The 26,927-nt window shown below is 67.8% G+C and carries 25 protein-coding genes; 16 read left to right on the forward strand and 9 right to left on the reverse strand.

All coding sequences use genetic code 11. The features are described 5' to 3' along the window. The first annotated feature begins 105 nt into the window (after positions 1-105). Positions 106-2,403: an AsmA family protein gene (locus C5F75_RS09460; RefSeq protein ID WP_059583496.1), complete on the forward strand. Its 2,298-nt coding sequence runs from the start codon at positions 106-108 to the stop codon at positions 2,401-2,403. An 87-nt stretch (positions 2,404-2,490) separates the two neighbouring features. Here the strand turns inward: C5F75_RS09460 and C5F75_RS09465 are convergent, their stop codons facing one another. After that, positions 2,491-2,943: a lipocalin-like domain-containing protein gene (locus tag C5F75_RS09465; RefSeq protein ID WP_059583495.1), complete on the reverse strand. Its 453-nt coding sequence runs from the start codon at positions 2,941-2,943 to the stop codon at positions 2,491-2,493. A gap of 169 nt (positions 2,944-3,112) precedes the next feature. Here C5F75_RS09465 and C5F75_RS09470 point away from each other — a divergent pair, with 169 nt between their 5' ends. The 6 genes from C5F75_RS09470 to C5F75_RS09495 all read left to right on the forward strand — a co-directional run bounded on the left by C5F75_RS09470 (position 3,113) and on the right by C5F75_RS09495 (position 9,847). Then, complete coding sequence (locus C5F75_RS09470; RefSeq protein ID WP_059583493.1) at positions 3,113-4,705, forward strand: ABC-F family ATPase; 1,593 nt, start codon at positions 3,113-3,115, stop codon at positions 4,703-4,705. Positions 4,706-4,938: 233 nt separating this feature from the next. Continuing rightward, complete coding sequence (locus C5F75_RS09475; protein WP_059583491.1) at positions 4,939-5,688, forward strand: FkbM family methyltransferase; 750 nt, start codon at positions 4,939-4,941, stop codon at positions 5,686-5,688. After that, positions 5,689-6,687 carry a phosphotransferase enzyme family protein gene (locus tag C5F75_RS09480; protein ID WP_059583489.1) on the forward strand — a complete coding sequence of 333 codons (999 nt, stop codon included), beginning with the start codon at positions 5,689-5,691 and terminating at the stop codon, positions 6,685-6,687. It begins immediately after the preceding gene. 1 nt (position 6,688) lies between these two features. Continuing rightward, on the forward strand, positions 6,689-7,567 hold the full coding sequence (locus C5F75_RS09485; RefSeq protein ID WP_059583487.1) for a radical SAM protein: 879 nt from the start codon (positions 6,689-6,691) through the stop codon (positions 7,565-7,567). Continuing rightward, on the forward strand, positions 7,564-8,631 hold the full coding sequence (locus tag C5F75_RS09490; RefSeq protein ID WP_059583485.1) for an asparagine synthase-related protein: 1,068 nt from the start codon (positions 7,564-7,566) through the stop codon (positions 8,629-8,631). Before C5F75_RS09485 ends, C5F75_RS09490 begins: the two co-directional genes overlap by 4 nt. A gap of 7 nt (positions 8,632-8,638) precedes the next feature. Further along, entirely contained in the window at positions 8,639-9,847 is a 1,209-nt protein-coding gene (locus C5F75_RS09495; RefSeq protein WP_104012120.1) for a glycosyltransferase, read from the forward strand. Here C5F75_RS09495 and C5F75_RS09500 read toward each other — a convergent pair. Beyond that, positions 9,804-10,493, reverse strand: a complete 690-nt coding sequence (locus C5F75_RS09500; protein ID WP_059583480.1) for a cephalosporin hydroxylase family protein — start codon at positions 10,491-10,493, stop codon at positions 9,804-9,806. The two genes, C5F75_RS09495 and C5F75_RS09500, sit on opposite strands and share 44 nt — an antisense overlap. Before the next feature lie 25 nt (positions 10,494-10,518). Between C5F75_RS09500 and C5F75_RS09505 the strand changes: the two genes are divergently transcribed. Next, complete coding sequence (locus C5F75_RS09505) at positions 10,519-11,484, forward strand: phosphotransferase (protein WP_059583479.1); 966 nt, start codon at positions 10,519-10,521, stop codon at positions 11,482-11,484. Here C5F75_RS09505 and C5F75_RS09510 read toward each other — a convergent pair. The 3 genes from C5F75_RS09510 to C5F75_RS09525 all read right to left on the reverse strand — a co-directional run bounded on the left by C5F75_RS09510 (position 11,481) and on the right by C5F75_RS09525 (position 13,209). Next, positions 11,481-12,077: a polysaccharide deacetylase family protein gene (locus tag C5F75_RS09510; RefSeq protein WP_059583477.1), complete on the reverse strand. Its 597-nt coding sequence runs from the start codon at positions 12,075-12,077 to the stop codon at positions 11,481-11,483. The two genes, C5F75_RS09505 and C5F75_RS09510, sit on opposite strands and share 4 nt — an antisense overlap. 15 nt (positions 12,078-12,092) lie before the next feature. Beyond that, positions 12,093-12,632, reverse strand: coding sequence for a hypothetical protein (locus C5F75_RS09515; RefSeq protein ID WP_059583524.1), 540 nt, complete (start codon positions 12,630-12,632; stop codon positions 12,093-12,095). Between the two features lie 211 nt (positions 12,633-12,843). Then, entirely contained in the window at positions 12,844-13,209 is a 366-nt protein-coding gene (locus C5F75_RS09525; RefSeq protein WP_027784520.1) for a hypothetical protein, read from the reverse strand. A gap of 267 nt (positions 13,210-13,476) precedes the next feature. Here C5F75_RS09525 and C5F75_RS09530 point away from each other — a divergent pair, with 267 nt between their 5' ends. The 3 genes from C5F75_RS09530 to C5F75_RS09540 all read left to right on the forward strand — a co-directional run bounded on the left by C5F75_RS09530 (position 13,477) and on the right by C5F75_RS09540 (position 16,934). Further along, positions 13,477-14,913, forward strand: a complete 1,437-nt coding sequence (locus C5F75_RS09530) for an aldehyde dehydrogenase family protein (protein ID WP_059583475.1) — start codon at positions 13,477-13,479, stop codon at positions 14,911-14,913. A gap of 123 nt (positions 14,914-15,036) precedes the next feature. After that, complete coding sequence (locus tag C5F75_RS09535; RefSeq protein WP_059583472.1) at positions 15,037-16,227, forward strand: NAD(P)H-dependent flavin oxidoreductase; 1,191 nt, start codon at positions 15,037-15,039, stop codon at positions 16,225-16,227. A gap of 65 nt (positions 16,228-16,292) precedes the next feature. Further along, a complete protein-coding gene (locus C5F75_RS09540; protein ID WP_059583469.1) occupies positions 16,293-16,934 on the forward strand; it encodes an OmpW/AlkL family protein in 642 nt (213 codons plus the stop codon). A 76-nt stretch (positions 16,935-17,010) separates the two neighbouring features. Here C5F75_RS09540 and C5F75_RS09545 read toward each other — a convergent pair whose 3' ends face one another. Continuing rightward, positions 17,011-17,214, reverse strand: coding sequence for a DUF1289 domain-containing protein (locus C5F75_RS09545; RefSeq protein WP_006493160.1), 204 nt, complete (start codon positions 17,212-17,214; stop codon positions 17,011-17,013). 418 nt (positions 17,215-17,632) lie between these two features. Between C5F75_RS09545 and C5F75_RS09550 the strand changes: the two genes are divergently transcribed. The 4 genes from C5F75_RS09550 (at position 17,633) to C5F75_RS09565 (ending at position 21,715) form a co-directional block, all read left to right on the forward strand. Further along, the gene (locus tag C5F75_RS09550; RefSeq protein ID WP_059583467.1) at positions 17,633-18,727 is read left to right on the forward strand and encodes a polyamine ABC transporter substrate-binding protein; all 1,095 of its coding nucleotides are present in this window, start codon (positions 17,633-17,635) and stop codon (positions 18,725-18,727) included. A gap of 86 nt (positions 18,728-18,813) precedes the next feature. After that, positions 18,814-19,974 carry an ABC transporter ATP-binding protein gene (locus C5F75_RS09555; protein ID WP_059583465.1) on the forward strand — a complete coding sequence of 387 codons (1,161 nt, stop codon included), beginning with the start codon at positions 18,814-18,816 and terminating at the stop codon, positions 19,972-19,974. Next, entirely contained in the window at positions 19,971-20,897 is a 927-nt protein-coding gene (locus C5F75_RS09560; protein WP_059583463.1) for an ABC transporter permease subunit, read from the forward strand. Before C5F75_RS09555 ends, C5F75_RS09560 begins: the two co-directional genes overlap by 4 nt. After that, complete coding sequence (locus C5F75_RS09565; RefSeq protein WP_059583461.1) at positions 20,894-21,715, forward strand: ABC transporter permease subunit; 822 nt, start codon at positions 20,894-20,896, stop codon at positions 21,713-21,715. The genes C5F75_RS09560 and C5F75_RS09565 overlap by 4 nt, the downstream gene beginning before the upstream one ends. A 103-nt stretch (positions 21,716-21,818) precedes the next feature. On the opposite strand, the gene C5F75_RS09570 is transcribed toward C5F75_RS09565, so the two are convergent. The 3 genes from C5F75_RS09570 to C5F75_RS09580 are packed head-to-tail and all read right to left on the reverse strand — an operon-like array spanning position 21,819 to position 25,229. Continuing rightward, entirely contained in the window at positions 21,819-22,625 is an 807-nt protein-coding gene (locus C5F75_RS09570) for a sulfite exporter TauE/SafE family protein (protein WP_059583460.1), read from the reverse strand. Between the two features lie 18 nt (positions 22,626-22,643). After that, the gene (locus C5F75_RS09575) at positions 22,644-24,311 is read right to left on the reverse strand and encodes a bifunctional protein tyrosine phosphatase family protein/NAD(P)/FAD-dependent oxidoreductase (protein ID WP_104012121.1); all 1,668 of its coding nucleotides are present in this window, start codon (positions 24,309-24,311) and stop codon (positions 22,644-22,646) included. A gap of 33 nt (positions 24,312-24,344) precedes the next feature. Beyond that, a complete protein-coding gene (locus C5F75_RS09580; RefSeq protein WP_104012122.1) occupies positions 24,345-25,229 on the reverse strand; it encodes an MBL fold metallo-hydrolase in 885 nt (294 codons plus the stop codon). Positions 25,230-25,482: 253 nt separating this feature from the next. On the opposite strand from C5F75_RS09580, the gene C5F75_RS09585 reads away from it, so the two are divergent. Beyond that, positions 25,483-26,865, forward strand: coding sequence for a sigma-54 interaction domain-containing protein (locus C5F75_RS09585; RefSeq protein WP_104012123.1), 1,383 nt, complete (start codon positions 25,483-25,485; stop codon positions 26,863-26,865). Positions 26,866-26,927: the final 62 nt, after the last annotated feature.

Raw genomic sequence — 26,927 nt, forward strand, 5'->3', positions numbered from 1 at the left:
GTGCGCCATAATACCGATTGAAAAGCCGCAGTTGTCGTGCGCCGTTCGTCCACGCAAGCGGCCCGGCATGGTGCGGCAACACTTCAGAACAACAACGGAACCGCCATGACGCTAGCCCGAACCATCGGCAAATCGGCTGCATGGATCGTCGGTATCGTCGCGGTGCTCATCGCGGCGGCCGGCATCTTTCTCTTCACGTTCGACTGGAACCGCGCGAAACCGTGGGTCAACGAACAGGTGAGTACGGCACTTGGCCGTCCGTTCGCGATCAACGGCGATCTCAAGGTCGGCTGGCGTCGTCCCGATGGCGAGACCGGCTGGCGCGCATGGGTGCCGTGGCCGAGTTTCTCCGCCACGCAGCTCGAGATCGGCAATCCCGACTGGGCGCAGGCGCCCAAGTTCGTCACGCTCGACGCCGCGCACTTCGACCTCGCGATTCTGCCGCTGCTCGCGCATGAAATCGTGATCCCGTCGATCGACGTCGTGAATCCCGCCGTCGATCTCGAGCGGCGCGCGGACGGCAGCAATACGTGGACGTTCCAGTTCAAGCAATCGTCGCAGCCGTCGCGCTGGAAGGTGCGGCTCGAGAGTTTCGGTTTCGCGAAGGGCACCGTCACGTATCGCGACGCGATCACGAAGGCCGATCTGACCGTCGCGATCGATACGCTCGGCCAGCCGATCCCGCTCGGCGACGTGTTGAAGGAGCAGGAGCAGACGTCGCGAGCGGCGTCGGCGCAGCGCGTCGGCAAGCACGGCGCCGCGCAACTGGGCGCGAAGGTCGATGCGCAAGCCGCGTCGGGCGCGTCGGTGGCGAGTGCGAGTGCGGCTGCGGCCTCGGGCGCGTCGGCGGCGAGTGTCGCTTCGGCTGCTGCCGGTTCGTCGGGTTCGTCCGCTTCATCCGCGCCTTCCGCATCGGCGGCTGCCGCGTCCGGCGCGAGCGGGGCCGCGGCGCCCGCGAAGCCCGCCGGCCCGACCTATGCATTCGGGCTGAAGTTCGACGGCCGCTACAAGAACGTGCCGGTCAGCGGCACGGGCAAGGTGGGTGGCGTGCTGGCGATCGAGAACGCGACGCGGCCGTTCCCGCTGCAGGCCGACGTGAAGGCCGGCGATACGCGGCTCGCGATCGTCGGCACGCTGACCGACCCGAGGCATCTCGCGGCGCTCGACCTGCGGCTGTGGCTGCAGGGCGCGTCGATGTCGCACCTTTACCAGCTCACCGGCATCACGCTGCCCGATACGCCGCCTTACGCGACCGAAGGGCGCTTGATCGGCAACTTCAAGCCGAACGCGAGCACGTTCCGCTACGAGAACTTCAACGGCCGCGTCGGCGGCAGCGATCTCGGCGGCACGCTCACCTGGGCGCAGCGCGAGCCGCGGCCGAAGCTGTCGGGCGAACTCGTGTCGAACCTGCTGCAGTTCTCTGACCTCGCGCCGGTGATCGGCGCCGACTCGGCCGCGAGCAAGAAGAAGCGCGGCGACACGACGCGCCAGCCGCCGGACCGCGTGCTGCCGGTGGCGACGTTCCGTACCGAACGCTGGAGCGCGATCGATGCAGACGTGAAGTTCACCGGCCGCAAGCTGATCAAGAGCGCGCAGTTGCCGATCACGAACCTGTACACGCACATCCTGCTGCAGGACGCCGTGCTGACGCTCGAGCCGCTGCAGTTCGGCGTCGCGGGCGGCACGCTCGCGACGAATGCGCATCTCGACGGTAGCCGCACGCCGCTCAAGGGGCACTTCACGCTGAGCGCACGCCACCTGAAGCTCAAGCAGCTGTTCCCGACTCAGAAGGTGATGCAGACCGCGCTCGGCGAGATCAACGGCGACGCGTCGCTGTCGGCGACCGGCAATTCGCCGGCCGCGCTCGCCGGGACGTCGACCGGCGAAGTGAAGGCGCTCATCACGAACGGCCGCATCAGCCTCCTGCTGATGGAGGCCGCGGGCCTGAACGTCGCGAACGTCGTCTACGAGAAGCTGTTCGGCACGCGCGACGCCAACATCAATTGCGCGGCGATCGATTTCGTCGCGAACGACGGCATGCTCGAGCCGAAGGTCTTCGCGCTCGATACCGACGATGCGCTGATCAACGTCGACGGCCCGATCAACCTGCGCGACGAATCGCTCGACCTGAAGATCCATCCGCACACGAAGGGCTTCCGGATCTTCTCGCTGCGCTCGCCGTTGTATGCGAAGGGCACGTTCAAGAACCCGAAGGTCGGCGTCGATGCGGGCGCGCTCGCGCTGCGCGCCGGCGCGATGGTCGGGCTCGGGCTGATCAACCCGTTCGCGGCGCTGATCCCGCTGATCGCGCCGAGCAACAACCGCGACGTGCCGTGCTCCGAGTTGTTCGGGCAGATGAAGGCGCAGGCCGCGCAGAAGGCGGCCAAGAAGGCCGGCAAGTGATGCTCAGCCGCCGGAGCGGCTTGCTCTGGTGCGCCCGGGGCGGTTGCGGCGCTCGAGCGCCCGCTGTGCGACGCCGCCGGGGGGCGTTCAGCGGCGCGCGCGGGCCCAGACGAGCACCGGTTCGACCTCCCGGCCGCCGATCCGGATCGGGGCGGTGGTGCCGAGTTGCAACCGGTCGCCGTCCAGGCTGACGACACGCTGCTGGACGTTGCCGATCCAGTTCGGATACAGGCTGACGTCCATTTCATGAGTCAACGTGCCGTCGTCGTCGACGTTGAAGGGGCCTGAATACGCAATGTAGCCGTGCGCCGCGGCCGCGCGCTCCTCGACGCTGCCGCCCTGCAGGTCGCCGTCCGCGTAAGGCGGGCGGCCGGCCGCCATCAGCTGCGCGGACATGTAGCCGTCGGGCGTATAGAGGATCCAGCCCCGCGCGTCGCGGCCGAGCGGATAGGTGATGGTCCCGCCGTCACGCGGGCGGATTTCGTAGGACACGAGGCGCCATGCGCCGACGAGTCGTTCGCGAAGCTGGCTGGCGAGCATGCGGGATTCCGGTAGGACGGCGGTGACGCGCGTGCCGTCGTGTTGACGGGCCGCCGGGCGGCGGGCCGGCGTGGCCGGAAAGCGCTGCCGGGGCGGGGCGGTCGGCAGTTTCTCCGACACCTGCTAAAATACACGGTTTTCCGTCGATTTCTCTCTTACGGGACCTGCCGTGCTTTCTACTGCCAACATCACGATGCAATTCGGGCCGAAGCCCTTGTTCGAGAATATCTCGGTCAAATTCGGCGAGGGCAACCGCTACGGTCTGATCGGCGCGAACGGCTGTGGCAAGTCGACCTTCATGAAGATCCTCGGCGGCGACCTCGAGCCGAGCGCCGGCAACGTCGCGCTGGAGCCGAACGTGCGCCTGGGCAAGCTGCGCCAGGACCAGTTCGCGTACGAAGACGTGCGCGTGCTCGACGTCGTGATGATGGGCCACACCGAGATGTGGGCCGCGATGACCGAGCGTGATGCGATCTACGCGAACCCGGAAGCGACCGACGACGACTACATGCACGCGGCCGAGCTCGAAGGCAAGTTCGCCGAATACGGCGGCTACGACGCCGAAGCGCGCGCGGGCGCGCTGCTGCTGGGCATCGGCATCGAGGAGAAGTTCCACAACGGCACGATGGCCGACGTCGCGCCGGGCTGGAAGCTGCGCGTGCTGCTCGCGCAGGCGCTGTTCTCGAAGCCGGACGTGCTGCTGCTCGACGAACCGACCAACAACCTCGACATCAACTCGATCCGTTGGCTCGAGCACACGCTCAACGAGTACAACTCGACGATGATCATCATCTCGCACGATCGTCACTTCCTGAACTCGGTGTGCACGCACATGGCCGACATGGACTTCGGCACGCTGAAGGTCTGGCCGGGCAACTACGACGACTACATGCTCGCATCGGCGCAGGCGCGCGAGCGCCAGGCGGCGGCGAACGCCCGCGCGAAGGAGCGCGTGGCCGAACTGCAGGACTTCGTGCGCCGCTTCTCGGCGAACAAGTCGAAGGCGCGCCAGGCCACCAGCCGCGCGAAGCAGATCGACAAGATCAAGATCGAGGAATTCAAGCCGTCGTCGCGCCAGAACCCGTTCATCCGCTTCGAGTTCGAGAAGAAGCTGCACAACGTCGCGGTGGTCGCCGAAGAGATCACGAAGAAGTACGAGCGCACGATCTTCCAGAACTTCAACCTGTCGGTGCAGCCGGGCGAGCGCATCGCGATCATTGGCGAGAACGGCGCGGGCAAGACGACGCTGCTGCGCTCGCTGCTCGGCAACCTGCCGCTCGATCACGGCACGGTGAAGTGGGCCGAGAACGCGAATGTCGGCTACATGCCGCAGGACACGTACGAGGAATTCCCGGACGACATCACGCTGATGGACTGGATCGACCAGTACCGCAAGGACGGCGACGACGAAACGATGGTGCGCGGCACGCTGGGCCGCCTGCTGTTCTCGTCGGACGACATCAAGAAGTCGGTGAAGGTGCTGTCGGGCGGCGAGAAGGGTCGCATGATCTGGGGCAAGCTGATGCTCGGCCGCCACAACGTGCTGCTGATGGACGAGCCGACCAACCACATGGACATGGAGTCGATCGAGTCGCTGCAGATCGCGCTCGAGCAGTTCGAAGGCACGCTGATTTTCGTGTCCCACGACCGCGAATTCGTGAGCGGGCTGGCGAACCGGATCATCGAAGTGCATACGGACGGGACGCTGTTCGACTTCGGCGGGAATTATGAGGAGTTCCTGACGAGTCAAGGGCAGGAGTAAGTGCCCCGAGGTTTCCTCCGGGCGTGAGGCCAGGTCGGGCATCAACGTACGGAGTGAACCGCCGGAAGTGCTACGGGCCCGCATCGACAGCCATGTCGATGCGGGCTTTTTCATATCCGCCGCGCCCGAACCCCGCCGTGCCGCGCATGCCGGTTTCCTCTGCTTGATCGACTTCGGGTAAATTACCCACCCAACACCCCCATCATTCCCCATTTCACCCGGAGCCGCCCTCGATGCAGGACCATCTTCTCCCGCTCGACCTGTCCGGCCTTGCGCCCAGCCTGTACGCGCAGGGCACCGAGGAGGGCATCCTGTCGCGCCTGATGGAGCGGATCGCGCCGACCCACCGCTTCTGCGTCGATATCGGCGCGAGCGACGGCCTGCGCAACAGCAATACCGCGCGGCTGCTGCGCGAACAGGATTGGGCCGGCGTACTGGTGGAAGGCAGCGCATACCGGTTCGGCAAGCTTGCCGCGCACTACGCCGGTGCGGAGCGCGTCCGCCTGCATCACGATCGCGTCCAGCCCGACACGGTCGATCAGTTGCTCACCGAGGCGAACGTGCCGACCGACTTCGACCTGCTGTCGATCGACATCGACGGCAACGACTACTGGGTGTGGCGCGGCCTGCAAGCGTTCCAGCCGCGCATCGTCGTGATCGAATACAACCCGTACTACACGCCGCCCGAGCGCTGGGTCATGTGCTTCAATCCGGACCACGAATGGGACGGCTCGACCTATTACGGCGCGAGCCTCGAATCGCTCGTGCATCTCGGCAGGCAGAAGGGCTATGAACTCGTGTGCTGCGACGACATGGGCAACAACGCGTTCTTCGTGCGGCGCGACCTGTACCCGCTGCTCGGCATCGCGAACAACGACCCGTCGGTGCTGTTCCGACCGGCGATGTACAAGCTGCGCTACGTCGGACACAACACGTTCCTGACCGGCCATCCGTATCGGCACGGGCCGGCCGAGCACATCTGAATGGATTCGCTCGCCGCCACCTTCGACGAGATTCGCGACGCCTACGGGCTCGGCCGCGGCGGGCTGCCGACGCAGGTCAGCGAGCGGGTGTGGCATCTGCCGACCGACAGCAGCGCAGGCGTGGCGGTCAAGCGCTATGCCGGCGAACACCATGCGCGTGCGGTGAAGGAAACCGCCGTCCTCGCGCATCTGGAAACGCACCGCGATACTCGCTTCCATGTGCAGACGCTGAAGCGTACAAGGTCCGGCGCATCGCTTTGGTCGGGACAAAACTCCCACGCGATGCTGACGCGCTGGGAGGCCGGGCAATTCAAAACCTACGATACGTTCTCGACAACCGAATGGGATGCGCTCGGCGCCAGTCTGGCCGCGTTGCACGCGAGTCTCGAACAACTGCATCTGCCGTCGCTCGACACGATCCATGCGCGGCTGACCTCCATCGACGCGGATGCGGTACGCGGCAGCCTGCTGGAGGCACTCGATCGAGCCGATGCGAACGCTGCCGCCGCCGCGAACCTGCGCCGCTACGTCGATCTCGCGCTGCGCATGCTCGACCGCTACTATCCGGGCAGCATCGAAGCGTTTCCGGCCGACGACCCGCAGCATCCCATTCACAACGACTACAACCAGTTCAACTATCTGTTCACGGGCACGCTGCCGCCGCTGATCCTCGACTGGGAAGCATCGATCGGTGCGCCGCGCGAATACGAACTGGTGCGATGCCTGAATCATTTGCCGCTGGAGGCGCCGGACCGCGCGGAAGCGTTCGTGCGTGCGTACCAGCGAGTGCGGCCGGTGAACCCGGCAAACATCGCATGGGCGGTCGATGCCGCCTGCTTGCAGCACGCGCTGAAGCTGTGGGTCGTGCAAGGCTGGCTCGACGATCCGTCGCGCTTCGCGTCGCACCTGAACGGCGCGGTGACGATGGCGTCCGCGATGGTGGACGCGCGTGACCATCTGATCGATTTCTTTTCCCGTTGCGTGGAAGCAGGAAGCTGATGTGAGTACGAGCCCGAACGAGATCCCGAATCGGCCACGCGCCGGCGAGCGGCAGCACGTGTTTCCGCCGCCGCTCGATCGCGATTACCGCGTCGAGGACGGACGCGTCCAGACGCGCTCGCTGGAAGCGCATATCGTCGATCACTGCAACCTCACTTGCGCGGAATGCTGCTCGCTGTCGCCGCTCCTGCCCGAGTGGCATGCGAGCCCCGCATCGATCGAAGCCGATTTGCGCAAGGCCGCGAAGGTGTTGCGCCCGCGCATGTTCAAGCTGGTTGGCGGTGAGCCGCTGCTGCATCCGGCGCTCGTCGAAATCGTCGAGCGCGCGCGCGGCACCGGCATCGCGCCCGTGATCTCGGTCACGACGAACGGCCTGAAACTCGGCGAGATGCCCGACGCGTTCTGGCAAGCGGTGGATGCGCTGACGATCTCGCGCTATCCGAAGCCGGCGCTTTCCACCGATCTGGTCGCGCATGTCGAGCGCCAGGCCGCACGCTTCGACGTGCGTCTGAACTGGAAAGTGCAGGACGTGTTCACGACGATGAACCGCGCACAGCCGGGCACGGATCGCGACGAAGCCCGACGCCTTTATCACGATTGCTGGATCCGGGAGCGCTGCCATATGATTCGCGACGGCATGTTCTACACGTGCACGCGCCCCGCGCATTTCCATACGTTGTACAAGGGCGAGAAGGACTTTCAGGCCGACGGCCTGCCGCTGCGCGACGACGCCGGCATGCTCGACGCGATGCTCGCGTATCTGCAACGCGAGACGCCGCTCGAAGCATGCCTGCATTGTCGGGGCGGCAGTGCGCCGGTCGCGCCGCATCGCATCCTGAAACGCATTGAAGTGGACACCTTGAAGGCTCGTTATCCATGATCGTCGGCACGCGCGACCCGTTCGGTTTCGATCGGCTGTACTACCATCCGCGCAGCGGCGTGTCGGCATCCGGCATCCGCGCCGTATTGCGGGCGTCGGGGCAACCGGCCGGCGCGCCGGACGCGGCCGCCATCGCGGGCTACCTGAGCGGCGAGCGTCTCGTCGGCCGTACCGTGCTGCGCGACGTGCGCGCGGTGCCGCCCGGTCATGCATTGACCCGGTCGCCGCAAGGGCTGACGGTGCAGCCGGCGCCCGAGCGGCCACGGCGAGCCGATCTCGACACCGTGCTGCGCGCGTCGCTGCAGCGCGCGCTCGACAGCGGCAAGCGGGTCGCGCTGGCGCTGAGCGGCGGGCTCGATTCGGCGCTGCTGCTCGCGTTGCTGCGCGAACTCGGCGCGTTGCGGCACGTGACGGCCTACATCCTTGCGACCGACATGCCCGATTACTGCGAACGCGACGCGGCGCTCGAACTGGCCGCGCAGATGCAGGCGAACGTGACGATCGTGCGCGCGAACGAGGCCGATTTCGTCGCGGCGCTGCCGAGAACGACCCATGCGGTCGAGGAACCGATGTTCAACCTGCATCCGGTCGCGAAGCTGCTGCTGGCCGACGCGATGGCGGCGGACGGCGTCGAGGTGGCGATTACCGGCGACGGCGCGGATCAGGTCTTGCGCCGCGACCGCTCGGCCAACTATCTGCCGCTGTGCCATGCGCTGTTCGACGAGGCCTCGGTCGACCTGCATCCGCCGTTCGTCGATGCCGCCGTCGTCGCGCATCTGACGAGCATCGCGCCCGACCCGAACAAGCAGTGCCTGCGCGATCTCGGTGCGCGCCTGAACCTGCCGGACCGTCTCGTGCACGGCCCCAAGCGCGGGCGGCTCGCGCCGGCGATGAATCTCGCGACGCTGCTCGATCGCGGCCGCACGCAGGCACTGGCCGATACGCTCGGCCTTGCCGCGCCCACGTTGCAGGCGGATACCGAACGCGTGCTGTGGACGACGCTCACACTGCTTCTCGAGCATCTCGATCGCCTTCACTGCGATGCCGCGCATCGCCCAACCTGAGCCGCTCATGAAACGCATCCTGTTCTGCGTGGTGCCCGAGAAGGGCCACGTCAATCCGTGCATCGGCTCGGCCCAGCATCTGCGCGCCGCCGGCTGCGACGTCGCGTTCTATGCGCCGGCCGACATCAGCGCGCAGCTCGACGGCGCGGGCGACTTCGCGTTCGTCGGGCCGCGCGAGACGCCCGAGCGCCACGACCTGTCGCGCGGCGCGAGCTTCGCCGCGAACATTCGCGACGCCGACTGGCTGCGGCACTGGATCCGCACGCTGCTGATCGACCTCGCGCCCGCGCAGGTGGACGGCATCCGCGCGGTGCTGCGCGAATGGCAGCCCGACGTGGTCGTGATCGATCCGCTGCTCTATGCGGCGGCGATTGCCGCCGAGCTGGAAGGGCTGCCGTGGGTGTCGATGTCCAATTCGCTGAATCCGGTGCTGCCGGACGATCTCGATTCGGAACTGCTGCGCACGGTGCGATGGCTCGAGCCGGAACGCACGCGCCTGTTCGCGCGCTACGGTCTCGACGCGCGCTTTCGCGGGTGCGACGTGCTGTCGCCGCACCTGACGCTCGCGTTCACGACCGACGCGCTGGTCGGCGCGCCGCCGCCCGGCGTCGAGCTGGTCGGCCCCGCGATGCCGTCGGGCCCGCGCGGTGACGAGACGGTGTTTCCATGGGAACGTCTCGACGCGGATCGCCCGCTCGTCTACATGTCGCTCGGCAGCCAGCTTTACTACCATCCGGACGTGTTCGCGAAGGTAATCGACGCGACGCGTGCGACGGCCGCGCAACTGGTGCTGTCGGTGGGCGAACTGGTCGATTCGGATCTGCTGCCTGCCGGCGACGCACGCGTGATCGCGGTGCGTTACGCGCCGCAACTGACGCTGCTGCGGCGCACGCATGCGTTCGTCAGCCACGGCGGCGCGAATTCGGTGATGGAGTCGCTCGCGTGCGGCGTGCCGATGCTGCTGTCGCCGTTCTGCAACGACCAGTTCCATTCGGCGCATTTCGTCGAGCGGGCCGGCGCCGGATGCGTGCTCGATCTGCGGCAGGCCGGCGTCGCGGCCATTACCGACGCGCTCGAACGCCTGTTGCGTGCCGGATCGTTGCGCGAGCAGGCGGCGCGGATCCGCGACAGCTATGCCGCGTGCGACGGCTCGGCGCGAGCCGCCCGCCTGATCAGCGCACTCGCTTCAGGAAGCCGCCTGGCGACAGCGTCATGAGCACGCGGTCCTCGATGTCGTGGTCGACTTCGAACCGGTCGTCGCGGCCAAGAAATTCGCGCGCGGCCGTGGCCGGGTTGTTGCCTCGGCCGTACGGCTTGCCGTCGAACATCGACTCGGGCAGGTACTCCATGATCGTGTCCATCACGATCGCGTAGCTGCCGGGCGTCACGAACGGCGCATAGCATTCGAGTTCGCGCAGCACGTGCGTGTGCGTATGCGTGAGATCGAGAATCGCCATCACGCGCGCGCCGTCGCCGATCTGCGCGCGCACCGACGCGAGCGTGTCGGCCGCGCACGATTCGCCCTCGATCAGCACCATGCGGTGGGCGAGCCGGTGCGCGTGCAGGCGCTGGCGGACCTCGTCGCGCAGGCGCGGCTCGATCGCGACGACGCGGCCATCGGTGCCCGCCAGCTCCAGCATCGACGCGGTGAACACCACGCCGCCGCCCGCCGCGATGCCGGTCTGCACGATGCAGTCGGGACGCTCGCGCCAGATCAGTTCCTGCAGCGCGAGCATGTCGCCGGGCAGATGGAAGAAGCGCTCGCCGAGCCAGCGGGTCTGGAACAGATGGCCGAATTCGGCGGCGCGCGTCAGCCATTCGATGTTGATGTCCCGCATGCGGGCCGAAGGACGCTCTGACATGGTCGATGCAACGAGTAGGAGTGACGTGAAAACGCTGGAATCGTGGCTTCACCGGTACTGGAACACCGGGCCGGCGCGCCTGCAGGCGCTGGCGTCGGGCCATACTAACAAAACGTATCTCGTCGAGGGCGATGCGGGGCGCACGGTGCTGCGCGTGTCGTGGTCCGGCAAGCCGGTCGCGCAGATGCGGCGCGAGGCGTCGATACTCGCGCGTCTCGGCGAGGCGCGCACGGTGTCGACGCTGCCCGCGCTGCCGCGGCTGCGCCCGACCGTCGACGCGCAACCCGGCGTGCAGAGGCCCGACGGGAGCTGGTTGCATCTGTTCGACCATATCGACGGCCGTCCCGGCCTGCCGGACGACCCGCATGCGGGCGCGATCGATGCGATGCGCACGCTCGCGCATCTGCATGCGGCGCTGGCCGCGATACCCGCCGGCGAAGCGGCGCCGCTGGCGTGGCTGTCGGCCCGTCATGCGCGCGTCGCGGCGCGCGCGATGCCGTCGCTGCCGGCCGGCTTGAGCGACGACTACGGCACGGTGATCCGGCGGATCGGCACGCATCTCGACGCGGCGGCATCGTGGTTGACGGGGCCGGTGCATTGGCTGCACGGCGACTATCACGCGGGCAACCTGCTGTATGTCGGCAACGCGGTGAACGGCGTGCTGGATTTCGACGACGTGGGGCAGGGGGCGCAATGGCTCGAGGCGGCCTTTGCGTCGTTCGCGCTGTCGCGCGATGCGGGCCGGGACGATGGCTTCGTGTTCGACCGCGGGCGATGGACGGCCGGCCTGGAGGCTTATGCGGCGACGCGGCCGGATGCGGCGCCGGCGTGGCTGCGCGACAACCACGACGCGCTGATGACGCTGTTCTGCGCGGATCAGACGCTGATCCATCTCGAGGCCGCGCAGCGCGGGCTGTGGATGCCGGGGCCCGGGATCGGTTTCCTTGGCGGCTGGCGCCAGTTGCTGGACGGGGCGGTGCCCGCCGGTTAGCGGTGCGTCGCGTCGGCGCGCCGCCGGTTCAGGAACAGGCGCACGGCTTCGACCGTGTTGGGCCGCGCTTCGCCATGCCGCGACCCGTCATGCAGGCACAACAGCACGTCGCGCTGCCGCGCCGTGCAGGCGTCGACATGCGCGCACATCGCGTCGAACAGTGCCTGGGGTGACGGGGGCGGCCGCTGCCAGTCGTTCAGTATCGCGGTCCAGCCGGTGTGTTCGCGCCGCAGGCGCGCGAGCACGGCCGCGCGATCGTCGTGCGGCATCAACCCGTACGGAAGGCGCAGCGGGATCGTGCCGGGCGCGGCAAGGCCGGCGCGGCGGTAGACGTCGCGGATCAGCGCATCGGTTGCATCGATCTCGTCGATCAGTGCGGCGTCCGCGAGCGTGCCCGGCCTCGCATGCGAATAGGTGTGATTGCCGAGCCGGTGGCCTTCGCGCGCGATTCTCGTCGCGACATCGAGCGCGCCTGGCAAGTGCTGGCCGAGCACGAAGAACGTCGCCGCGCACGCGGCGTCGCGCAGCACGTCGAGCAGCGCGGGCGTCGACGGGCCGGGGCCGTCGTCGAAACTGAGGTGAATGGACGTCATGATTGCCAGGGTCGCTCACTGAACTGGCTCGACGGCCAGCGGGCAGGTGCCGACCGGACGCAGCCGGGAGCCGGTCCATTCGTAGAAGAAGCGGGCCGCTTTCGCGTGGCCGTCGCCGCAATCGTCGTTGAAGCAGCCGGCGACGATCAGCAGCCTGCTGCCGGCACGGAAGTCGACGCGCTCGTCGTCGTTGCCCATCACGCCCGAGATGGCCGTCACGCCGGGCATCGTGTACGTCGCGCCCGTGTTCTTGTCGAGGATCGCGAAGTTTCGGCAATCCGTTCCGCAACCCCAGATCGCGACGCGGTAGTGACCGGCAAAATTGGCCGGTTGCGCGAATGCGTCACGAATGACGGTGCGATACAGGCGCGCTTCGCTGCCGGCGAGCCGAGGCGCGGCAGCCGGCTTGCGCGGCGCGCGGATGGCGGCCGGCGCCGGATAACGGTCGAACGCAGGCGAGGCGCAGGCCGCGGCCGGCGAGGCCGCGGGTGCCGCACCGGCCATCGGCGCGATCGAGGCGCCGGCGATCAGCAGAAGTCGATGGGCGAGCGTCACGCGCGTGTTCTTCATGTTCGAGAGGGATGTCGGGCCGCAGCGGCCGAGCTGCCGGCGACGACGATTCTATGACGCTTCGCGCGGGGCGGCGACACGGAATGGCGGTCGTGCGCTTGCCGCCCCCGCGACGCCGCGCGGAATCGCTCCGTCGAGCCTCGTCAAACCGCCGCGATATCACGCTGCCTGACGTTTCATGCCGCCTTTGCGCGGCTCAATCGGCCAGCCGCTTGTCGGCGAGCGCCTTGCAGCAGTCCTCGTACACCCACTGCACAAGTTTGGCCCGATAGTCGAGATCGTCGGTATCGACGATTTCCTCGACCGCGTCGCGCGCCCACGACGCGTCGACGAAGCCTGCATGCCGCTTCGCGATGTCCTGCGCGAGCGCCGCGAGCCTGGCGACCGCGAGCCAGTCGGCCTGGCGATGATGGCGGTCGAGCCAGCGGTGCGCGGCCTGGACCTGGAACGCGGCGTCCGGCCAGGATTCGTTGAGGTAAAACGCGCCGAGGTTGCCGCAGGTGAGCCAGCAAAGCAGCTCCAGGCGGTCTTGCGAGCCGAGGGTATGGGATGCGTCGGACATGGCAGCGCTCACGAAGTGCGTCGATTCCGGGCGGCGCCGGCCGCAACGGGCCGATGCCGATAGTAAAAACATAGCACGATGCGGGCCCGGCCGCGCACCCGGGTGGACGCTGACGCGGCGTTGGCCGGACGAAGGCGCCGCCGGCCATGCGCGCGGGCGGCGGAGCACCGGCGCGGGGCCTCGCCGGTCCTTTCGGACGGCTGTCATTCGTCACACCAGCCACCGAAACGCTCGCTAGAATGGCGGCTTCCCTGGAGGCGGAACACGATGAAAATCTACGACCAGTTCTACATCGACGGCGCATGGCGCAAACCGGCCGGCACGGGCACGATCGACGTGATCGATTCGGGCACCGAAGCCGTGATCGGCCGGATTCCCGAGGGCGTCGCGTCCGACGCGCAGGCCGCGATCCGCGCGGCGCGCGCGGCCTTCGACGCGTGGGCGGCCACGCCGGCCGCGACGCGCGCGGGTTACCTGCGCAAGATCGTCGAGCATCTGCAGGCGCGCAGCGAGGAACTCGCGCAGTCGATCACCGGCGAAGTCGGCATGCCGATCAAGCTGTCGCGCGCGATCCAGGTCGGCGGTCCGATCTACAACTGGAAGGCGTATGCGAAGCTCGCCGAATCGTTCGAATTCGACGCGCGGGTCGGCAATTCGCTGGTGGTGCGCGAGCCGGTCGGCGTCGTCGCGGCGATCACGCCGTGGAACTACCCGCTCAATCAGGTCACGCTGAAGGTCGCGCCGGCGCTCGCGGCCGGCTGCACGGTGGTGCTGAAGCCGTCGGAAGTCGCGCCGCTGAACGCATTCATGCTCGCCGAAGCGATCCACGAGGCCGGGCTGCCGGCCGGCGTGTTCAACCTGGTGTGCGGGTATGGCCCGGTCGTCGGCGAGGTGCTGGCCAGCGATCCGGACGTCGACATGGTGTCGTTTACCGGCTCGACGCGCGCGGGCAAGCGCGTGGCCGAGCTGGCGGCCGCGGGCGTCAAGCGCGTCGCGCTTGAGCTGGGCGGCAAGTCGGCGTCGGTGATTCTCGACGATGCCGATTTCGCGACGGCCGTGAAGGGCACGGTCAACGCGTGCTACCTGAACGCGGGCCAGACCTGCTCCGCGCATACGCGGATGCTGGTGCCGCAAGCGCGCTACGAAGAGGCGCGCGAACTCGCGAAGGCGGCGGCCGAGTCGTACGTCGCGGGCGACCCGCGGCACGAGGCGACGCGCCTCGGCGCGCTGGCGTCGGCCGCGCAGCAGCAGCGCGTGCAGGCGTACATCCAGCGCGGCATCGACGAAGGCGCGGAACTCGTGACGGGCGGCACCGGATTGCCGGCAGGGCTCGAAAAGGGTTTCTTCGTGAAGCCGACCGTGTTCGGGCGCGTCGATCCGAAATCGACGATCGCGCAGGAAGAGATCTTCGGGCCGGTGCTGTCGATCATCACGTATCGCGATGAAGACGAGGCCGTGCGGATCGCGAACGATTCGCCGTACGGGCTCGGCGGTGCGGTGTGGGCAGGCAGCGACGAGCGCGCGATGCGCGTCGCGCGCCGCATCCGCACGGGGCAGGTCGACATCAACGGCGGCACGTGGAACGCCGCCGCGCCGTTCGGCGGCTTCAAGCAGTCGGGGTACGGCCGCGAGAACGGCGTGTACGGGCTCGAAGAGTATCTCGAGTACAAGTCGATACAGTTGAAGCCGGCGAAGCCGGCCTGAACGCCGCTCGCGGCCCGAATCGGAAACGGCACGCTCGCGTGCCGTTTTTTTCTTGACGGCCGTCAAGGTGCGCGGCGGTGGATCGTCGATCATCGCGGTTCCGATGTTCCGACGAGGTTTCAGATGACCGTACGCACTTCCTTTCCGCCGCTGACGATCCGCGGCCGCACCTTGCTGCCCGTCGTGCAGGGCGGCATGGGCGTCGGCATCTCCGCGCACCGGCTGGCGGGCAGCGTCGCGCGCGAAGGCGCGGTCGGCACGATCGCGAGCATCGACCTGCGCCACCATCATGCGGATCTGCTCGCGCGTTGCCGCGCGCAGCCCGATCGCGCGACGCTCGAGGCGGCGAACCTCGACGCGCTCGCGCGCGAGATCCGTCTCGCGAAAACGTACAGCGAAGGGCGCGGGATGATCGCGGTCAACGTGATGAAGGCGGTGAGCGCGCATGCGGACTACGTGCGGGTCGCGTGCGACGAGGGCGCGGACGCGATCGTGATGGGCGCGGGCCTGCCACTCGATCTGCCCGACCTCACGCAAGGGCGCGACATCGCGCTGATCCCGATCCTGTCGGACAGCCGCGGCATCGCGCTGGTGCTGAAGAAGTGGATGAAGAAGGGCCGTTTGCCCGATGCGATCGTGATCGAGCATCCGGCGCACGCCGGCGGCCACCTCGGCGTCACGCAGCTCGACGACATGCACGACGGCCGCTTCGATTTCGCGCGCGTGCTCGACGAGACCGCGCAGGTGATGGCGTCGCTCGGTGTCGCCCGCGACACGATCCCGCTGATCGTGGCCGGCGGGATCAACAGCCACGACACGGTGCGCGCGGCGTTCGTGGCCGGCGCGAACGGCGTGCAGGTCGGGACGCCGTTCGCGGTGACCGAAGAGGGCGATGCGCATCCGCGTTTCAAGCGGGTGCTTGCCGATGCGACGCCCGACGACATCGTCGAATTCGTCAGCGTGACGGGGCTGCCGGCACGCGCGGTGAAGACGCCGTGGCTCGATCGTTACCTGCGCAACGAGACGCGCATTCGCAACAAGCTCGGCGCGTTCAGGCAGCGTTGCCCGACCGCGCTCGAATGCCTGAGCGTATGCGGGCTGCGCGACGGCATCGAGAAATTCGGCCACTTCTGCATCGACACGCGGCTCGCGGCCGCGCTGCGCGGCGACATCGCGAACGGGCTGTTCTTCCGCGGCCGCGAAGCGTTGCCGTTCGGCCGCGCGATCCGCAGCGTGCGCGATCTGCTCGACCTGCTGCTGACGGGCAGTGCGACCGAGCCTGCGGCAAACCGTCCCACGTTTACGCTGGCTTGACCAATATCAAGATGACGAAAAGACCCTACAGGGAGAATGGAAACCATTCTTTGGGGGTCCGTACCATGCATAAAACGATTCGAACTTGTGTCACCACCGCCGCCGTCGCGGCAAGCGTCCTCGCGATGCCGTCGCTGTCGTACGCGGCATCGCCGGGGGACGGCATCAACCAGGGTGACGTACTGGTTCGGCTTCGCGCGATCAGCATCCAGCCGAACGAGCGCGCGAGCGACACGCTCGGCGCGATCAACACGGGCGTGAACAACGCGATCGTGCCCGAGCTCGACTTCACGTACATGATCCGCGACTACCTCGGCGTGGAACTGATTCTCGGCACGTCGCGGCACCAGATGACGTCGAGCCTCGGCAATCTCGGCGGCGTGGGCGTGTTGCCGCCGACGCTCTTGCTGCAGTATCACTTCAACCATGCGGGCAAGGTGCGTCCGTACGTCGGCGCCGGGTTGAACTACACGTACTTCTACAACAACGGGCTCAACGTCGGCGGGGAGGGCGTGTCGATCAACAAGAGCAGCTTCGGCCCCGCGCTGCAGTTCGGCGTGGACGTGCAGTTGACGAAGAAGGTGTTCATGAACGTCGACGTGAAGAAGATCTGGATGAGCACCGATGCGACGTTGGGCGACAAGGGCATCGGCACGCTGCACATCGATCCGCTGATCGTCGGCGTGGGCGTCGGGATGAAGTTCTAGACGCGACAGTAAAAGAACAGAGTTGGGGTTGGCGGCATGGCGGTCGGCATGCCGCTCTTTTTTTGTGCGCGCGGATTTACAGCTTGTCGTACTGGAAGCGCATCGCGGTGCCTTCGCGCGTGATGCGTTCCCACACCGCCCGCTTTTCGTCGTCGCTCAGGAACACCCAGTTCGAGACTTCGGCGGCCGTGCGGCCGCACCCCTTGCAGACTTCGTCGAAAAGCGTCGAGCACACGCCGATGCAGGGGCTGTCGGGGAGGTCGTGAAGATTGGAGGCCATCGGCAGGGTTCGCGCAGTTGAATCGTCAGCCGCCATTTTAATGCATCGCGGCGGCCCGGCCGGACGTTGCCGCCCGCATGCCGTCCCGGCGCGGGAGCGCGACAGTACGGCCCGGCGTTGCGCGCGGCCGTCGAACGGGCCGTGCGTCATGCAAACGCGGATTCTCCGTCGTCCGTTTTTGCCGGTGGACAACCGCCGATTACCCGATAGAATTCCCCCGGAACGCCCCGCTGCACGGGCGGCTCGACCGACCGGCGGCGGGAATCTGTTCCGTTTGCGCGACACCGGCATGATTTTTTTGTGACGGGGCGCGAATGATGGTAGTTTTCGGGGTTTTCGAGGGGCGGCGCGCCGGAATGCGCCGCCATGACGAGGCAGACGGCAGCCGGGCAATGCGTCCGGCCGAAGGGAGAACGGGATGAAAGCAAAGGTAGTGGGCCGGTTCGCGGCGCTCGCGCTGTGCGTGGGCGCATCGGCGGCAGCGGCGAAGGATACGCAGCTCAATGTCTATAACTGGTCGGACTACATTGCGAAGGACACGATCCCGAACTTCGAGAAGCAGACGGGCGTCAAGGTCCGCTACGACAACTACGACAGCGACGACACGCTGCAGGCGAAGCTGCTGACGGGCAGCTCGGGCTACGACATCGTCGTGCCGACCAGCAACTACGCGGGCAAGCAGATCGCCGCCGGCATCTTCGCGCCGCTCGACAAGTCGAAGCTGCCGAACCTCAAGTACCTCGATCCGCAACTGATGGCGCTCGTCGCCGGCGCGGATCCGGGCAACAAGTACTCGGTGCCCTGGGCGTACGGCACGACCGGTCTCGCGTACAACCTGACGAAGGCGCAGCAGGCGCTCGGCAAGGTGCCGCTCGACAACTGGGACATCCTGTTCAAGCCGGAAAACATCGCGAAGCTGAAGACCTGCGGCGTGTCGGTGCTCGACGCCCCCGACCAGATGTTCGCGGCGACGCTGCACTACATCGGCAAGGATCCGATGAGCACGAACCCGGCCGACTACAAGGCCGCGATGGACGTGCTGAAGAAGATCCGCCCGTACATCACGCAATTCAACTCGTCGGGCTACATCAACGACCTGGTCGGCGGCGACATCTGCTTCGCGTTCGGCTGGTCGGGCGACGTCGTGATCGCGAAGCATCGCGCGATCGAGGCGAAGAAGCCGTACAAGGTCGAGTACTACATTCCGAAGGGCGGCGCGCCGGTGTGGTTCGACGTGATGGCGATCCCGAAGGACGCGAAGAACAAGGAAGCCGCGCTGCAGTGGATCAACTACATCGAGGATCCGAAGGTGCACGCGGCGATCACCAACGCGGTGTACTACCCGAGCGCCAACGCCGAGGCACGCAAGTACGTGCGGCCCGACGTCGCGAACGACCCGGCCGTCTACCCGCCGGCCGACGTCGTGAAGACGCTGTTCCTGCTCAAGCCGCTGCCGCCTGAAATCCAGCGTCTGCAGACGCGTCTGTGGACCGAGTTGAAGTCGGGCCGCTGACGCGAGCCGAAGTGAACCCGCGGTCATGAAGCCCCTGGTGCCCCCGGGGGCTTTGTTCGTCTAACGCAGGAGAGAAGCAGCACATCATGAATAGCCAGTCGGGCGCGCCGGTTGCGGGCGCGCCGTTCTCCGTTTCCTCCTCCGGCGCCGATGCGCGCGCCGAGAACTTCATCCAGATCGTCGACGTCGTCAAGAAATTCGGCGACACCGAAGCCGTGCGCAGCGTCAACCTGACCGTGCGCCAGGGCGAGCTGTTCGCGCTGCTCGGCAGCTCGGGCTGCGGCAAGTCGACGTTGCTGCGGATGCTCGCGGGCCTCGAGACGGTCACGTCGGGCAAGATCCTGATCGACGGCGAGGACCTCGCGCAGATGCCGCCGTACAAGCGGCCCGTGAACATGATGTTCCAGTCGTATGCGCTGTTCCCGCACATGTCGGTCGAGTCGAACGTCGCGTTCGGGCTCAAGCAGGAAGGCACGCCGAAGGCCGAGCTGAAGGCGCGTGTCGCGTCCGCGCTCGAACTCGTGCAGATGGGCAAGTACGCGAAGCGAAAGCCGCACCAGTTGTCCGGCGGCCAGCAGCAGCGTGTCGCGTTGGCCCGCTCGCTGGTCAAGCGCCCGAAGCTGCTGCTGCTCGACGAGCCGATGTCGGCGCTCGACAAGCAGATCCGTCAGCGCACGCAGATCGAGCTCGTCAACATCCTGAACAAGGTCGGCGTCACGTGCATCATGGTCACGCACGACCAGGAAGAGGCGATGACGATGGCGAACCGGCTCGCGGTGATGAGCGAAGGCCAGATCGTGCAGATCGGCTCGCCGAACGAAGTGTACGAATACCCGAACAGCCGCTTCTCGGCCGAATTCATCGGCTCGACGAACCTGTTCGACGGCGTGACGGTCGAGGACGAGCCCGATCACGTGTACATCGAATCGCCGGAGCTGCCGAGCCGGCTGTACGTGAGTCACGGGATCTCGGGCCCGCTCGGGATGCCGGTCACGGTGTCGGTGCGCCCCGAGCGGATCGCGCTCACGCGCAAGCCGCCCGAAGGCGCGTTCAACTGGGCGCGCGGCCGGATCAGCAACGTCGCGTACATGGGCGGCTATTCGCTGTATCACGTGAAGCTCGACGGGGGCAAGACGGTGATCGCGAACGTGTCGAGCCTCGCGATTTCCGAACTCGACACGCCGGCGCTCGCCGACGAGATCTACGTGCGCTGGAGCGCGACCGCCGGCGTGGTGCTGACGTCATGAACGCGTTCAAGTCCCTGCTCGAGTGGCCGGTGCGGCGCTTCAACCTGACGGGCGCCACGGCGGTCGTGGCCGGCCCGTTCACGTGGCTCGTGCTGTTCTTCCTCGTGCCGTTCGTGCTGGTCGTGAAGATCAGCTTCGCGGAGCTGCAGCTCGGCATCCCGCCGTATACGGAACTCACGTCGTACGCGGACGGCGTCGTGCACATCGCGCTGAACCTGTCGCACTACGCGTTCCTGTTGACCGACAGCCTGTATTTCGCGACCTACGTGAATTCGGTGGTGGTGGCCGCGATCACGACGCTGCTGTGCCTGCTGCTCGGCTATCCGATGGCGTATTACATCGCGCGCTCGAACCCGGCCACCCGCAACCTGCTGATGATGGGCGTGATGCTGCCGTTCTGGACGTCGTTCCTGATCCGCGTGTACGCGTGGATCGGCATCCTGAAGAACAACGGGCTGCTGAACAACTTCCTGATGTGGATCGGGCTCACCCATGCGCCGATCGAGCTGTACCGCACGAACTACGCGGTGTACATCGGGATGGTGTATTCGTATCTGCCGTTTCTCGTGATGCCGCTCTACGCGCACCTCGTGAAGATGGACCTGCGCCTGCTCGAAGCCGCGTACGACCTCGGCGCGAAGCCGTGGAAGGCGTTCGTGCAGATCACGCTGCCGCTGTCGAAGAACGGGATCATCGCGGGCTGTCTGCTGGTGTTCATTCCGGCGGTCGGCGAATACGTGATTCCGGAGCTGCTCGGCGGCGCGAATACGCTGATGATCGGCCGCGTGATGTGGAACGAGTTCTTCAACAACGCGGACTGGCCGATGGCGTCGGCCGTGACCTGCGCGATGGTGCTGCTGCTGCTCGTGCCGATGGCGATGTTCCAGCACTTCCAGGCGAAGGAACAGGGAGGCCGCCGATGAAGCCGAATCGCTACCTGCAGTTCGCGGCGCTGTTCGTCGGCTTCGCGTTCCTGTACATCCCGATCCTCAGCCTGATCGTCTATTCGTTCAACGAGTCGAAGCTCGTCACCGTGTGGTCGGGTTTTTCGTTCCGCTGGTACGCGGCGCTCGTCGAGGATGACGAGTTGCTGACGGCTGCGTGGCTGTCGCTGAAGATCGGCGTGCTGACCGCGTTCGCGTCGGTGTTCATCGGCACGTGGGCCGGCTTCGTGCTCGCGCGGATGGGGCGCTTTCGCGGCTTCGCGCTGTTCAGCGGGATGATCAACGCGCCGCTCGTGATCCCCGAGGTGATCCAGGGGATCTCGCTGCTGCTGCTGTTCATCGAGCTCGCGAAGTGGATCGGCTGGCCGGCCGAGCGCGGCGTGTTCACGATCTGGCTCGGCCACGTGATGCTGTGCATTTCCTACGTCGCGATCATCGTGCAGTCGCGCGTGCGCGAGCTGAATCCGTCGCTGGAAGAAGCCGCGCTCGATCTCGGCGCGACGCCGCTGAAGGTGTTCTTCACGATCACGCTGCCGCTGATCTCCCAAGCCTTGATCGCCGGCTGGCTGCTGTCGTTCACGCTGTCGATCGACGACCTCGTGCTGTCGGCGTTCCTGTCGGGCCCCGGCTCGACGACGCTGCCGCTCGTCGTGTTCTCGCGTGTGCGCCTCGGCCTGAACCCGGAGATGAACGCGCTCGCGACGCTGTTCATCATCGCGGTGACGGCCGGCGTCGTGATCGCGAACTTCGTGATGCTGCGTCAGGAACGCAAGCGGATGGCGGGATTCGCCGCCTGACGGGCCGATTGCAGCCGTCATGAAAAACGCCCGGTGCCGACGACGAGTCGGGCCGGGCGTTTTGTTTGGCGGCGCGTCACGATCGCTGGCCCGTCGCCGGCGTTCATGCGCCGAACGCCGCCTTCGCCAGCAACCCCAGCGCGACGCACACGAGCACGGCCGCGAACCCGGCCTGCACGTGCCGCGCGGCGAGGTGGCGCGACGCGCCGCGGCCGATCGCCATCCCGATCGCGGTCGCGACGGTGAACCACAGCGTCACGTCGAGCGGCGCGCGCGTGCCCGACACGAGCGTGGCCAACACGCCGCCGGTGCCGACCAGCGCGATCACCATCAGCGACGTCGCGACCACCCCATGCATCGACACGTTCGTGAACTTGCGCAGCATCGGCACGATCACGAAGCCGCCGCCGACACCGAGCAATCCCGTCATCAAGCCCGTGACCGCGCCGGTCGACGCCAGCGCGATGCCCACGGGCCACGACCACACGAGCCGGCCCGTATCGGGATTCACGCGGCCGACGCACAGCGGCGACGCGTCCGCATCGGCCGCCTGCCGCCGCAGCGCCTGTCGCAACAGGCGGCCGGCGACGACCAGCATCGTCAGCGCGAACAGCGTGAGCAGCAGGCGCTGCGGCAGCACGTGCGCGAGCCGCACGCCGAGCGTGGTCAGCGGCACGCCGGCCACGGCCATCAGCAGCGCGGCGCGATAGCGCACGAGCCCGCGGCGAAAGCCTTCGAGCGCGCCGAGCGCGGCGCTGCCGGCCACCGCGACGAGCGCGACCGGCGTGGCCTGCTGCATCGGCCAGCTCATCCCGACGACGAGCGCCGGCACCGCGAGAATGCCGCCGCCGGCGCCGGTCAGGCCGAGCACGGCGCCGACGAAACCGCCGAGCACGAGGGAAATCAGCATGACGTCATCGCGCTCCGGTCAGCGTGCGATCGCGGGCTTCGCGAGCCATTCGCGGCCCTTGAGCATCGCCTTCCAGTAGAGCGGCGGCAGCACGCGCTCCTTTAGCAGCCATGCGAGCCGCGACGGGCGCTTGCCGTCGATCAGCCATGCGGGGAAGGTCGGCGCGACCTTGCCGCCGTACAGGAACTCGGCGAGCACGATCTTGCCGCGCTCGACGGTGAGCGGGCACGAGCCGTAGCCGTCGTACACCGCGTCGCCGTGCGCGCGGCCGAGCGACGCGAGCAGGTTGTGCGCGACGACGGGCGCCTGCTTGCGGGCGGCCGCGGCGGTTTTCGCATTGGTCGTGTTGGTGACGTCGCCGAGCGCGTAGATGTCGGCAAACTGCTTGTGCCGCAGCGTCGCCGGATCGACGTCGATCCAGCCGGCCGCGTCGGCGAGCGGGCTCGCGCGCACGAAGTCCGGCGCCTTCTGCGGCGGCACGACGTGGATCATGTCGAACGCGCGCTCGACGGTTTCCTTGCCGCCTTCCGGCAGCGCGCGCGAGAACGTCGCACGGCGCGCGGGCCCGTCGATCGCGACGAGGTTGTGGCCGAACGACAGCGCGATGTCGTAGCTTTTCACGTACTCCATCAGCGCGGGCACGTAATCGGCGACGCCGAACAGCGCGCCGCCCGCATTCAGGAATTCGACGTTCGCGGCCGCGAGTCGGCCCGTGCGCCGCCAGTGGTCGCATGACAGGTACATCGCCTTTTGCGGCGCGCCCGCGCACTTGATCGGCATCGGCGGTTGCGTGAAGAGCGCATTGCCGCCGCGGAACGCCCGCACGAGTTCCCACGTGTACGGCGCGAGATCGTAGCGGTAGTTCGACGTGACGCCGTTGCGGCCGAGCGTGTCGGCGAGGCCGTCGATCGCGTGCCAGTCGAGCTTGAGCCCCGGACAGACGACGAGCTTGCGATAGCCGATGCGCCGGCAGCCGTCGAGCACGACCGCATGCGCGTCGGGCTCGAAGCCCGCGACGGCGGCCTGGATCCGCTGCACGCCGCGCGGCAGCACGTCGGTCATTGGCCGCGCGGTGGTGCCGGGCTGGAACACGCCCGCGCCGACCATCGTCCACCCGGGCTGGTAATAGTGGGCGTCGGCCGGATCGATCACCGCGATGTCGAGCGACGCATCGCGCGCGAGCAGGCTCGACGCGACCGCGATGCCCGCCGCACCGGCGCCGACGATCACGATGTCGTGCCGTGCGTCCACCGTCGGCGCCGTCCGGCGGCCGCCTGGCGCGATACGCGAGGCGAGTGCGCTCAGATCGTAGCCAGCCGCGCCGGCGGCTGCCACGAGGTCGTCCAGCGGCCGCAGCCCGGCTTGCGACAGCGCCCACAGCGTGGCCGAACGCGTGCCGCTGCGGCAGTACGCGAGCACGGGCCCGTCGAGCGACGCAAGCAGCGCACCGAACTGCGCGGCCTGGTCGTCGGTTACCTTGCCGGTATCGACCGGCAGGTAATGCACGTCGATGCCGAGCGGCGCGGCGGCCGCGCGGATCTCGGTGACGGTCGGCTGGTCGGCGCCTTCGCCGTCGGGCCGGTTGCAGATGATCGCGCGGATGCCGGCCGCGTGAAGCGCGGGCAGGTCGGCCGCCGCGATCTGCGGCGAGACCGACAGCGTGTCGGTCAGCTTGCGGATGGTCATGTCGGGGTTCTCCGGATGGGCGGGGCGCGCGGCTCAGATCGCGTCGAGCGGAATCTTCAGGTAGCGCACGCCGTTGTTCTCGGGTTCGGGCAGGTGGCCGGCGCGCATGTTGACCTGCACGGACGGCAGCATCAGCACGGGCATGTCGAGCGTCGCGTCGCGCGCGGTGCGCATCGCGACGAAATCGTCCTCGGTCACGCCGTCCTTCACGTGCACGTTCGCGCGGCGCTGCTCGGCGACGGTCGTCACGAACTGCACGTCGCGGCCGCCCGGCTGGTAGTCGTGGCACAGATACAGGCGCGTGTCGGGCGGCAGCGCGAGCATGCGCGCGATCGAGCGGTACAGCGTGCGCGCGTCGCCGCCGGGGAAGTCGCAGCGGGCCGTGCCGTAGTCGGGCATGAATAGTGTGTCGCCGACGAACGCCGCGCGCTGTGTCGCATCGTCCACGCAGTAGGTCATGCACGCGGGCGTGTGGCCCGGCGTGTGCAGCGCGCGGATCGTCAGCGCGCCGAGCGCGAGCGTGTCGCCGTCGTCGATGAGCCGGTCGAACTGGCGGCCGTCTTCCGCGAAGCCGGGGCCCGCGTTGAACAGCGTGCCGAACACGTGCTGCACGCGACGCACGTGCGAGCCGATCGCGATCCGGCCGCCGAGCCGCGCTTTCAGGTACGGCGCGGCCGACAGGTGGTCGGCGTGCACGTGCGTTTCCAGCAGCCAGTGCACGGTCGCGCCGAGTTCGGCGACGCGCGCGATCAGCCGGTCGGCGCTGGCGGTGCGCGTGCGGCCGGATTTCGGGTCGTAGTCGAGCACGCTGTCGATCAGCGCGCACGCGCGGCTCGCCGTATCGAGCAGGAGATAGCTGACGGTGTGGGTCGCCGGGTCGAAAAATCCTTCGACCGACAGGGCGGGGGCGTGGCTCACGGGGTGTCCTCGATCGGGTTCTGCATCTGCAATCGCGGTCTTTGCTTCAAGAAGCGTGCCAACCTGCGGTGCAACGTCCACCGATGTGGCAAAGACTTGATTCGGCTCGGTTTTTCGGTGCATCGGCGGCCCGCCGAAGGCAGCGTCGACATCCGGTTGACGACGATGACTGCCACAACTGGCAGTGTCGTGGCAGAATTGGCAGCCTGCCTGGCAGTCCGTCCGGGCGCCCCTTCGCCGAGCGAGCCGCCGCATGAATCCGCACGACACCATTCCGATCGTCCCCGCCCCGCGCCACGACGCGATGCCCGACGTACGCGCACTCGTCGCGTATCTCGAGCAGGACCCGCAGCCGATGATCGTCGTCGATCCCGACTACCGGATCCTCGCGGGGAACGACGCGTACCGGCGCCAGTTCGGTGTGGCCGGCGTCGAGCACGTGGGCCGGCACTGTTTCCAGGTGTCGCATCACTACGACGTGCCGTGCGATCAGGCCGGCGAGCATTGCCCGATGAAGCAGGCGCTCGAATCGCGCGGGCTGAACCGCGTGCTGCACATCCATCACACGCCGCGCGGCCCCGAGCATGTCGACGTCGAACTGCGGCCGATCTTCGATGCGCACGGCAACGTGATCGCGTATGTCGAGCGGCTGACGACGGTGCGCAGCGCGTCCGCGCAGCCGAGCGCGGAAGGGCTCGTCGGCGGCTCGGACGCGTTCAACGCGGCGCTCGGCGCGCTGCAGCGCGTGGCGCCTTCGACGCTGCCGGTGCTGCTGCTCGGCGAATCGGGCACCGGCAAGGAACTGTTCGCCCGCGCGCTGCACGAGGCGAGCGACCGCGCGATGGGGCCGTTCGTCGTCGTCGATTGCTCGGGGATCGCCGAGACGCTGTTCGAGAGCGAGCTGTTCGGCTACGAGAAGGGGGCGTTTACGGGCGCGAACCAGCGCAAGCCGGGCCTCGTCGAAACCGCGCAGGGCGGCACGCTGTTTCTCGACGAGATCGGCGACGTGCCGCTGCCGATGCAGGTGAAGCTGCTGCGGCTGATCGAATCGGGGACGTTCCGGCGTGTCGGCGGCGTCGAGGCGCTGCGCGCCGATTTCCGGCTCGTCGCGGCCACCCACAAGCCGCTGCGCGAGATGATCGACGACGGCCGGTTCCGGCAGGATCTCTACTACCGGATCAACGCGTTTCCGATTCCGCTGCCGGCGCTGCGCGAACGGCGGGGCGACGTCGCGCTGCTGGCCGAATCGATCCTGCGGCGAATCGCGAACGCGCGCGGCAAGGCGGGCGACGCGAATGCCCGGCCGTTCAGTTTGACCGAACGCGCGCGCGCATGCCTCGACGCGTATGCGTGGCCCGGCAACATCCGCGAGCTGCGCAACGTGCTCGAACGCGCGTGCCTGTTCGCGGACGACGGGACGATTCGCGTCGAACACCTGCCGGCCGAGCTGGTCGCGGCCGCGGCCGCGCCGCACGTGCAGGCGGCGGACACGCGCGCCGTGTCGGACGCGGAGCTCGTGCGCATCGCGCGCGCGTTCGACGGCACGCGCAAGGCGCTCGCCGAGCGGCTCGGATTGAGCGAACGGACGCTGTACCGGCGGATGAAGGCGCTCGGTCTCGGTACGCGGGAGCGCTGAACGGCGGGTGTCGCGCGAGGCTGTCGGCGGCACGCGGCTTCGTCGATAATGGCGCGTTCGAT

Source organism: Burkholderia anthinoferrum (genome assembly GCF_002925705.1).
GTDB classification, from domain to species: domain Bacteria; phylum Pseudomonadota; class Gammaproteobacteria; order Burkholderiales; family Burkholderiaceae; genus Burkholderia; species Burkholderia semiarida.

Coding starts and splice junctions, on each gene's coding strand:
- C5F75_RS09460 (WP_059583496.1), top strand. CDS start 106: ATGACGCTAGCCCGAACCATCGGCAAATCGGCTGCATGGATCGTCGGT.
- C5F75_RS09465 (WP_059583495.1), bottom strand. CDS start 2,943: ATGCTCGCCAGCCAGCTTCGCGAACGACTCGTCGGCGCATGGCGCCTC.
- C5F75_RS09475 (WP_059583491.1), top strand. CDS start 4,939: ATGCAGGACCATCTTCTCCCGCTCGACCTGTCCGGCCTTGCGCCCAGC.
- C5F75_RS09480 (WP_059583489.1), top strand. CDS start 5,689: ATGGATTCGCTCGCCGCCACCTTCGACGAGATTCGCGACGCCTACGGG.
- C5F75_RS09490 (WP_059583485.1), top strand. CDS start 7,564: ATGATCGTCGGCACGCGCGACCCGTTCGGTTTCGATCGGCTGTACTAC.
- C5F75_RS09495 (WP_104012120.1), top strand. CDS start 8,639: ATGAAACGCATCCTGTTCTGCGTGGTGCCCGAGAAGGGCCACGTCAAT.
- C5F75_RS09500 (WP_059583480.1), bottom strand. CDS start 10,493: ATGTCAGAGCGTCCTTCGGCCCGCATGCGGGACATCAACATCGAATGG.
- C5F75_RS09510 (WP_059583477.1), bottom strand. CDS start 12,077: ATGACGTCCATTCACCTCAGTTTCGACGACGGCCCCGGCCCGTCGACG.
- C5F75_RS09525 (WP_027784520.1), bottom strand. CDS start 13,209: ATGTCCGACGCATCCCATACCCTCGGCTCGCAAGACCGCCTGGAGCTG.
- C5F75_RS09530 (WP_059583475.1), top strand. CDS start 13,477: ATGAAAATCTACGACCAGTTCTACATCGACGGCGCATGGCGCAAACCG.
- C5F75_RS09535 (WP_059583472.1), top strand. CDS start 15,037: ATGACCGTACGCACTTCCTTTCCGCCGCTGACGATCCGCGGCCGCACC.
- C5F75_RS09540 (WP_059583469.1), top strand. CDS start 16,293: ATGCATAAAACGATTCGAACTTGTGTCACCACCGCCGCCGTCGCGGCA.
- C5F75_RS09545 (WP_006493160.1), bottom strand. CDS start 17,214: ATGGCCTCCAATCTTCACGACCTCCCCGACAGCCCCTGCATCGGCGTG.
- C5F75_RS09550 (WP_059583467.1), top strand. CDS start 17,633: ATGAAAGCAAAGGTAGTGGGCCGGTTCGCGGCGCTCGCGCTGTGCGTG.
- C5F75_RS09555 (WP_059583465.1), top strand. CDS start 18,814: ATGAATAGCCAGTCGGGCGCGCCGGTTGCGGGCGCGCCGTTCTCCGTT.
- C5F75_RS09560 (WP_059583463.1), top strand. CDS start 19,971: ATGAACGCGTTCAAGTCCCTGCTCGAGTGGCCGGTGCGGCGCTTCAAC.
- C5F75_RS09565 (WP_059583461.1), top strand. CDS start 20,894: ATGAAGCCGAATCGCTACCTGCAGTTCGCGGCGCTGTTCGTCGGCTTC.
- C5F75_RS09570 (WP_059583460.1), bottom strand. CDS start 22,625: ATGCTGATTTCCCTCGTGCTCGGCGGTTTCGTCGGCGCCGTGCTCGGC.
- C5F75_RS09575 (WP_104012121.1), bottom strand. CDS start 24,311: ATGACCATCCGCAAGCTGACCGACACGCTGTCGGTCTCGCCGCAGATC.
- C5F75_RS09585 (WP_104012123.1), top strand. CDS start 25,483: ATGAATCCGCACGACACCATTCCGATCGTCCCCGCCCCGCGCCACGAC.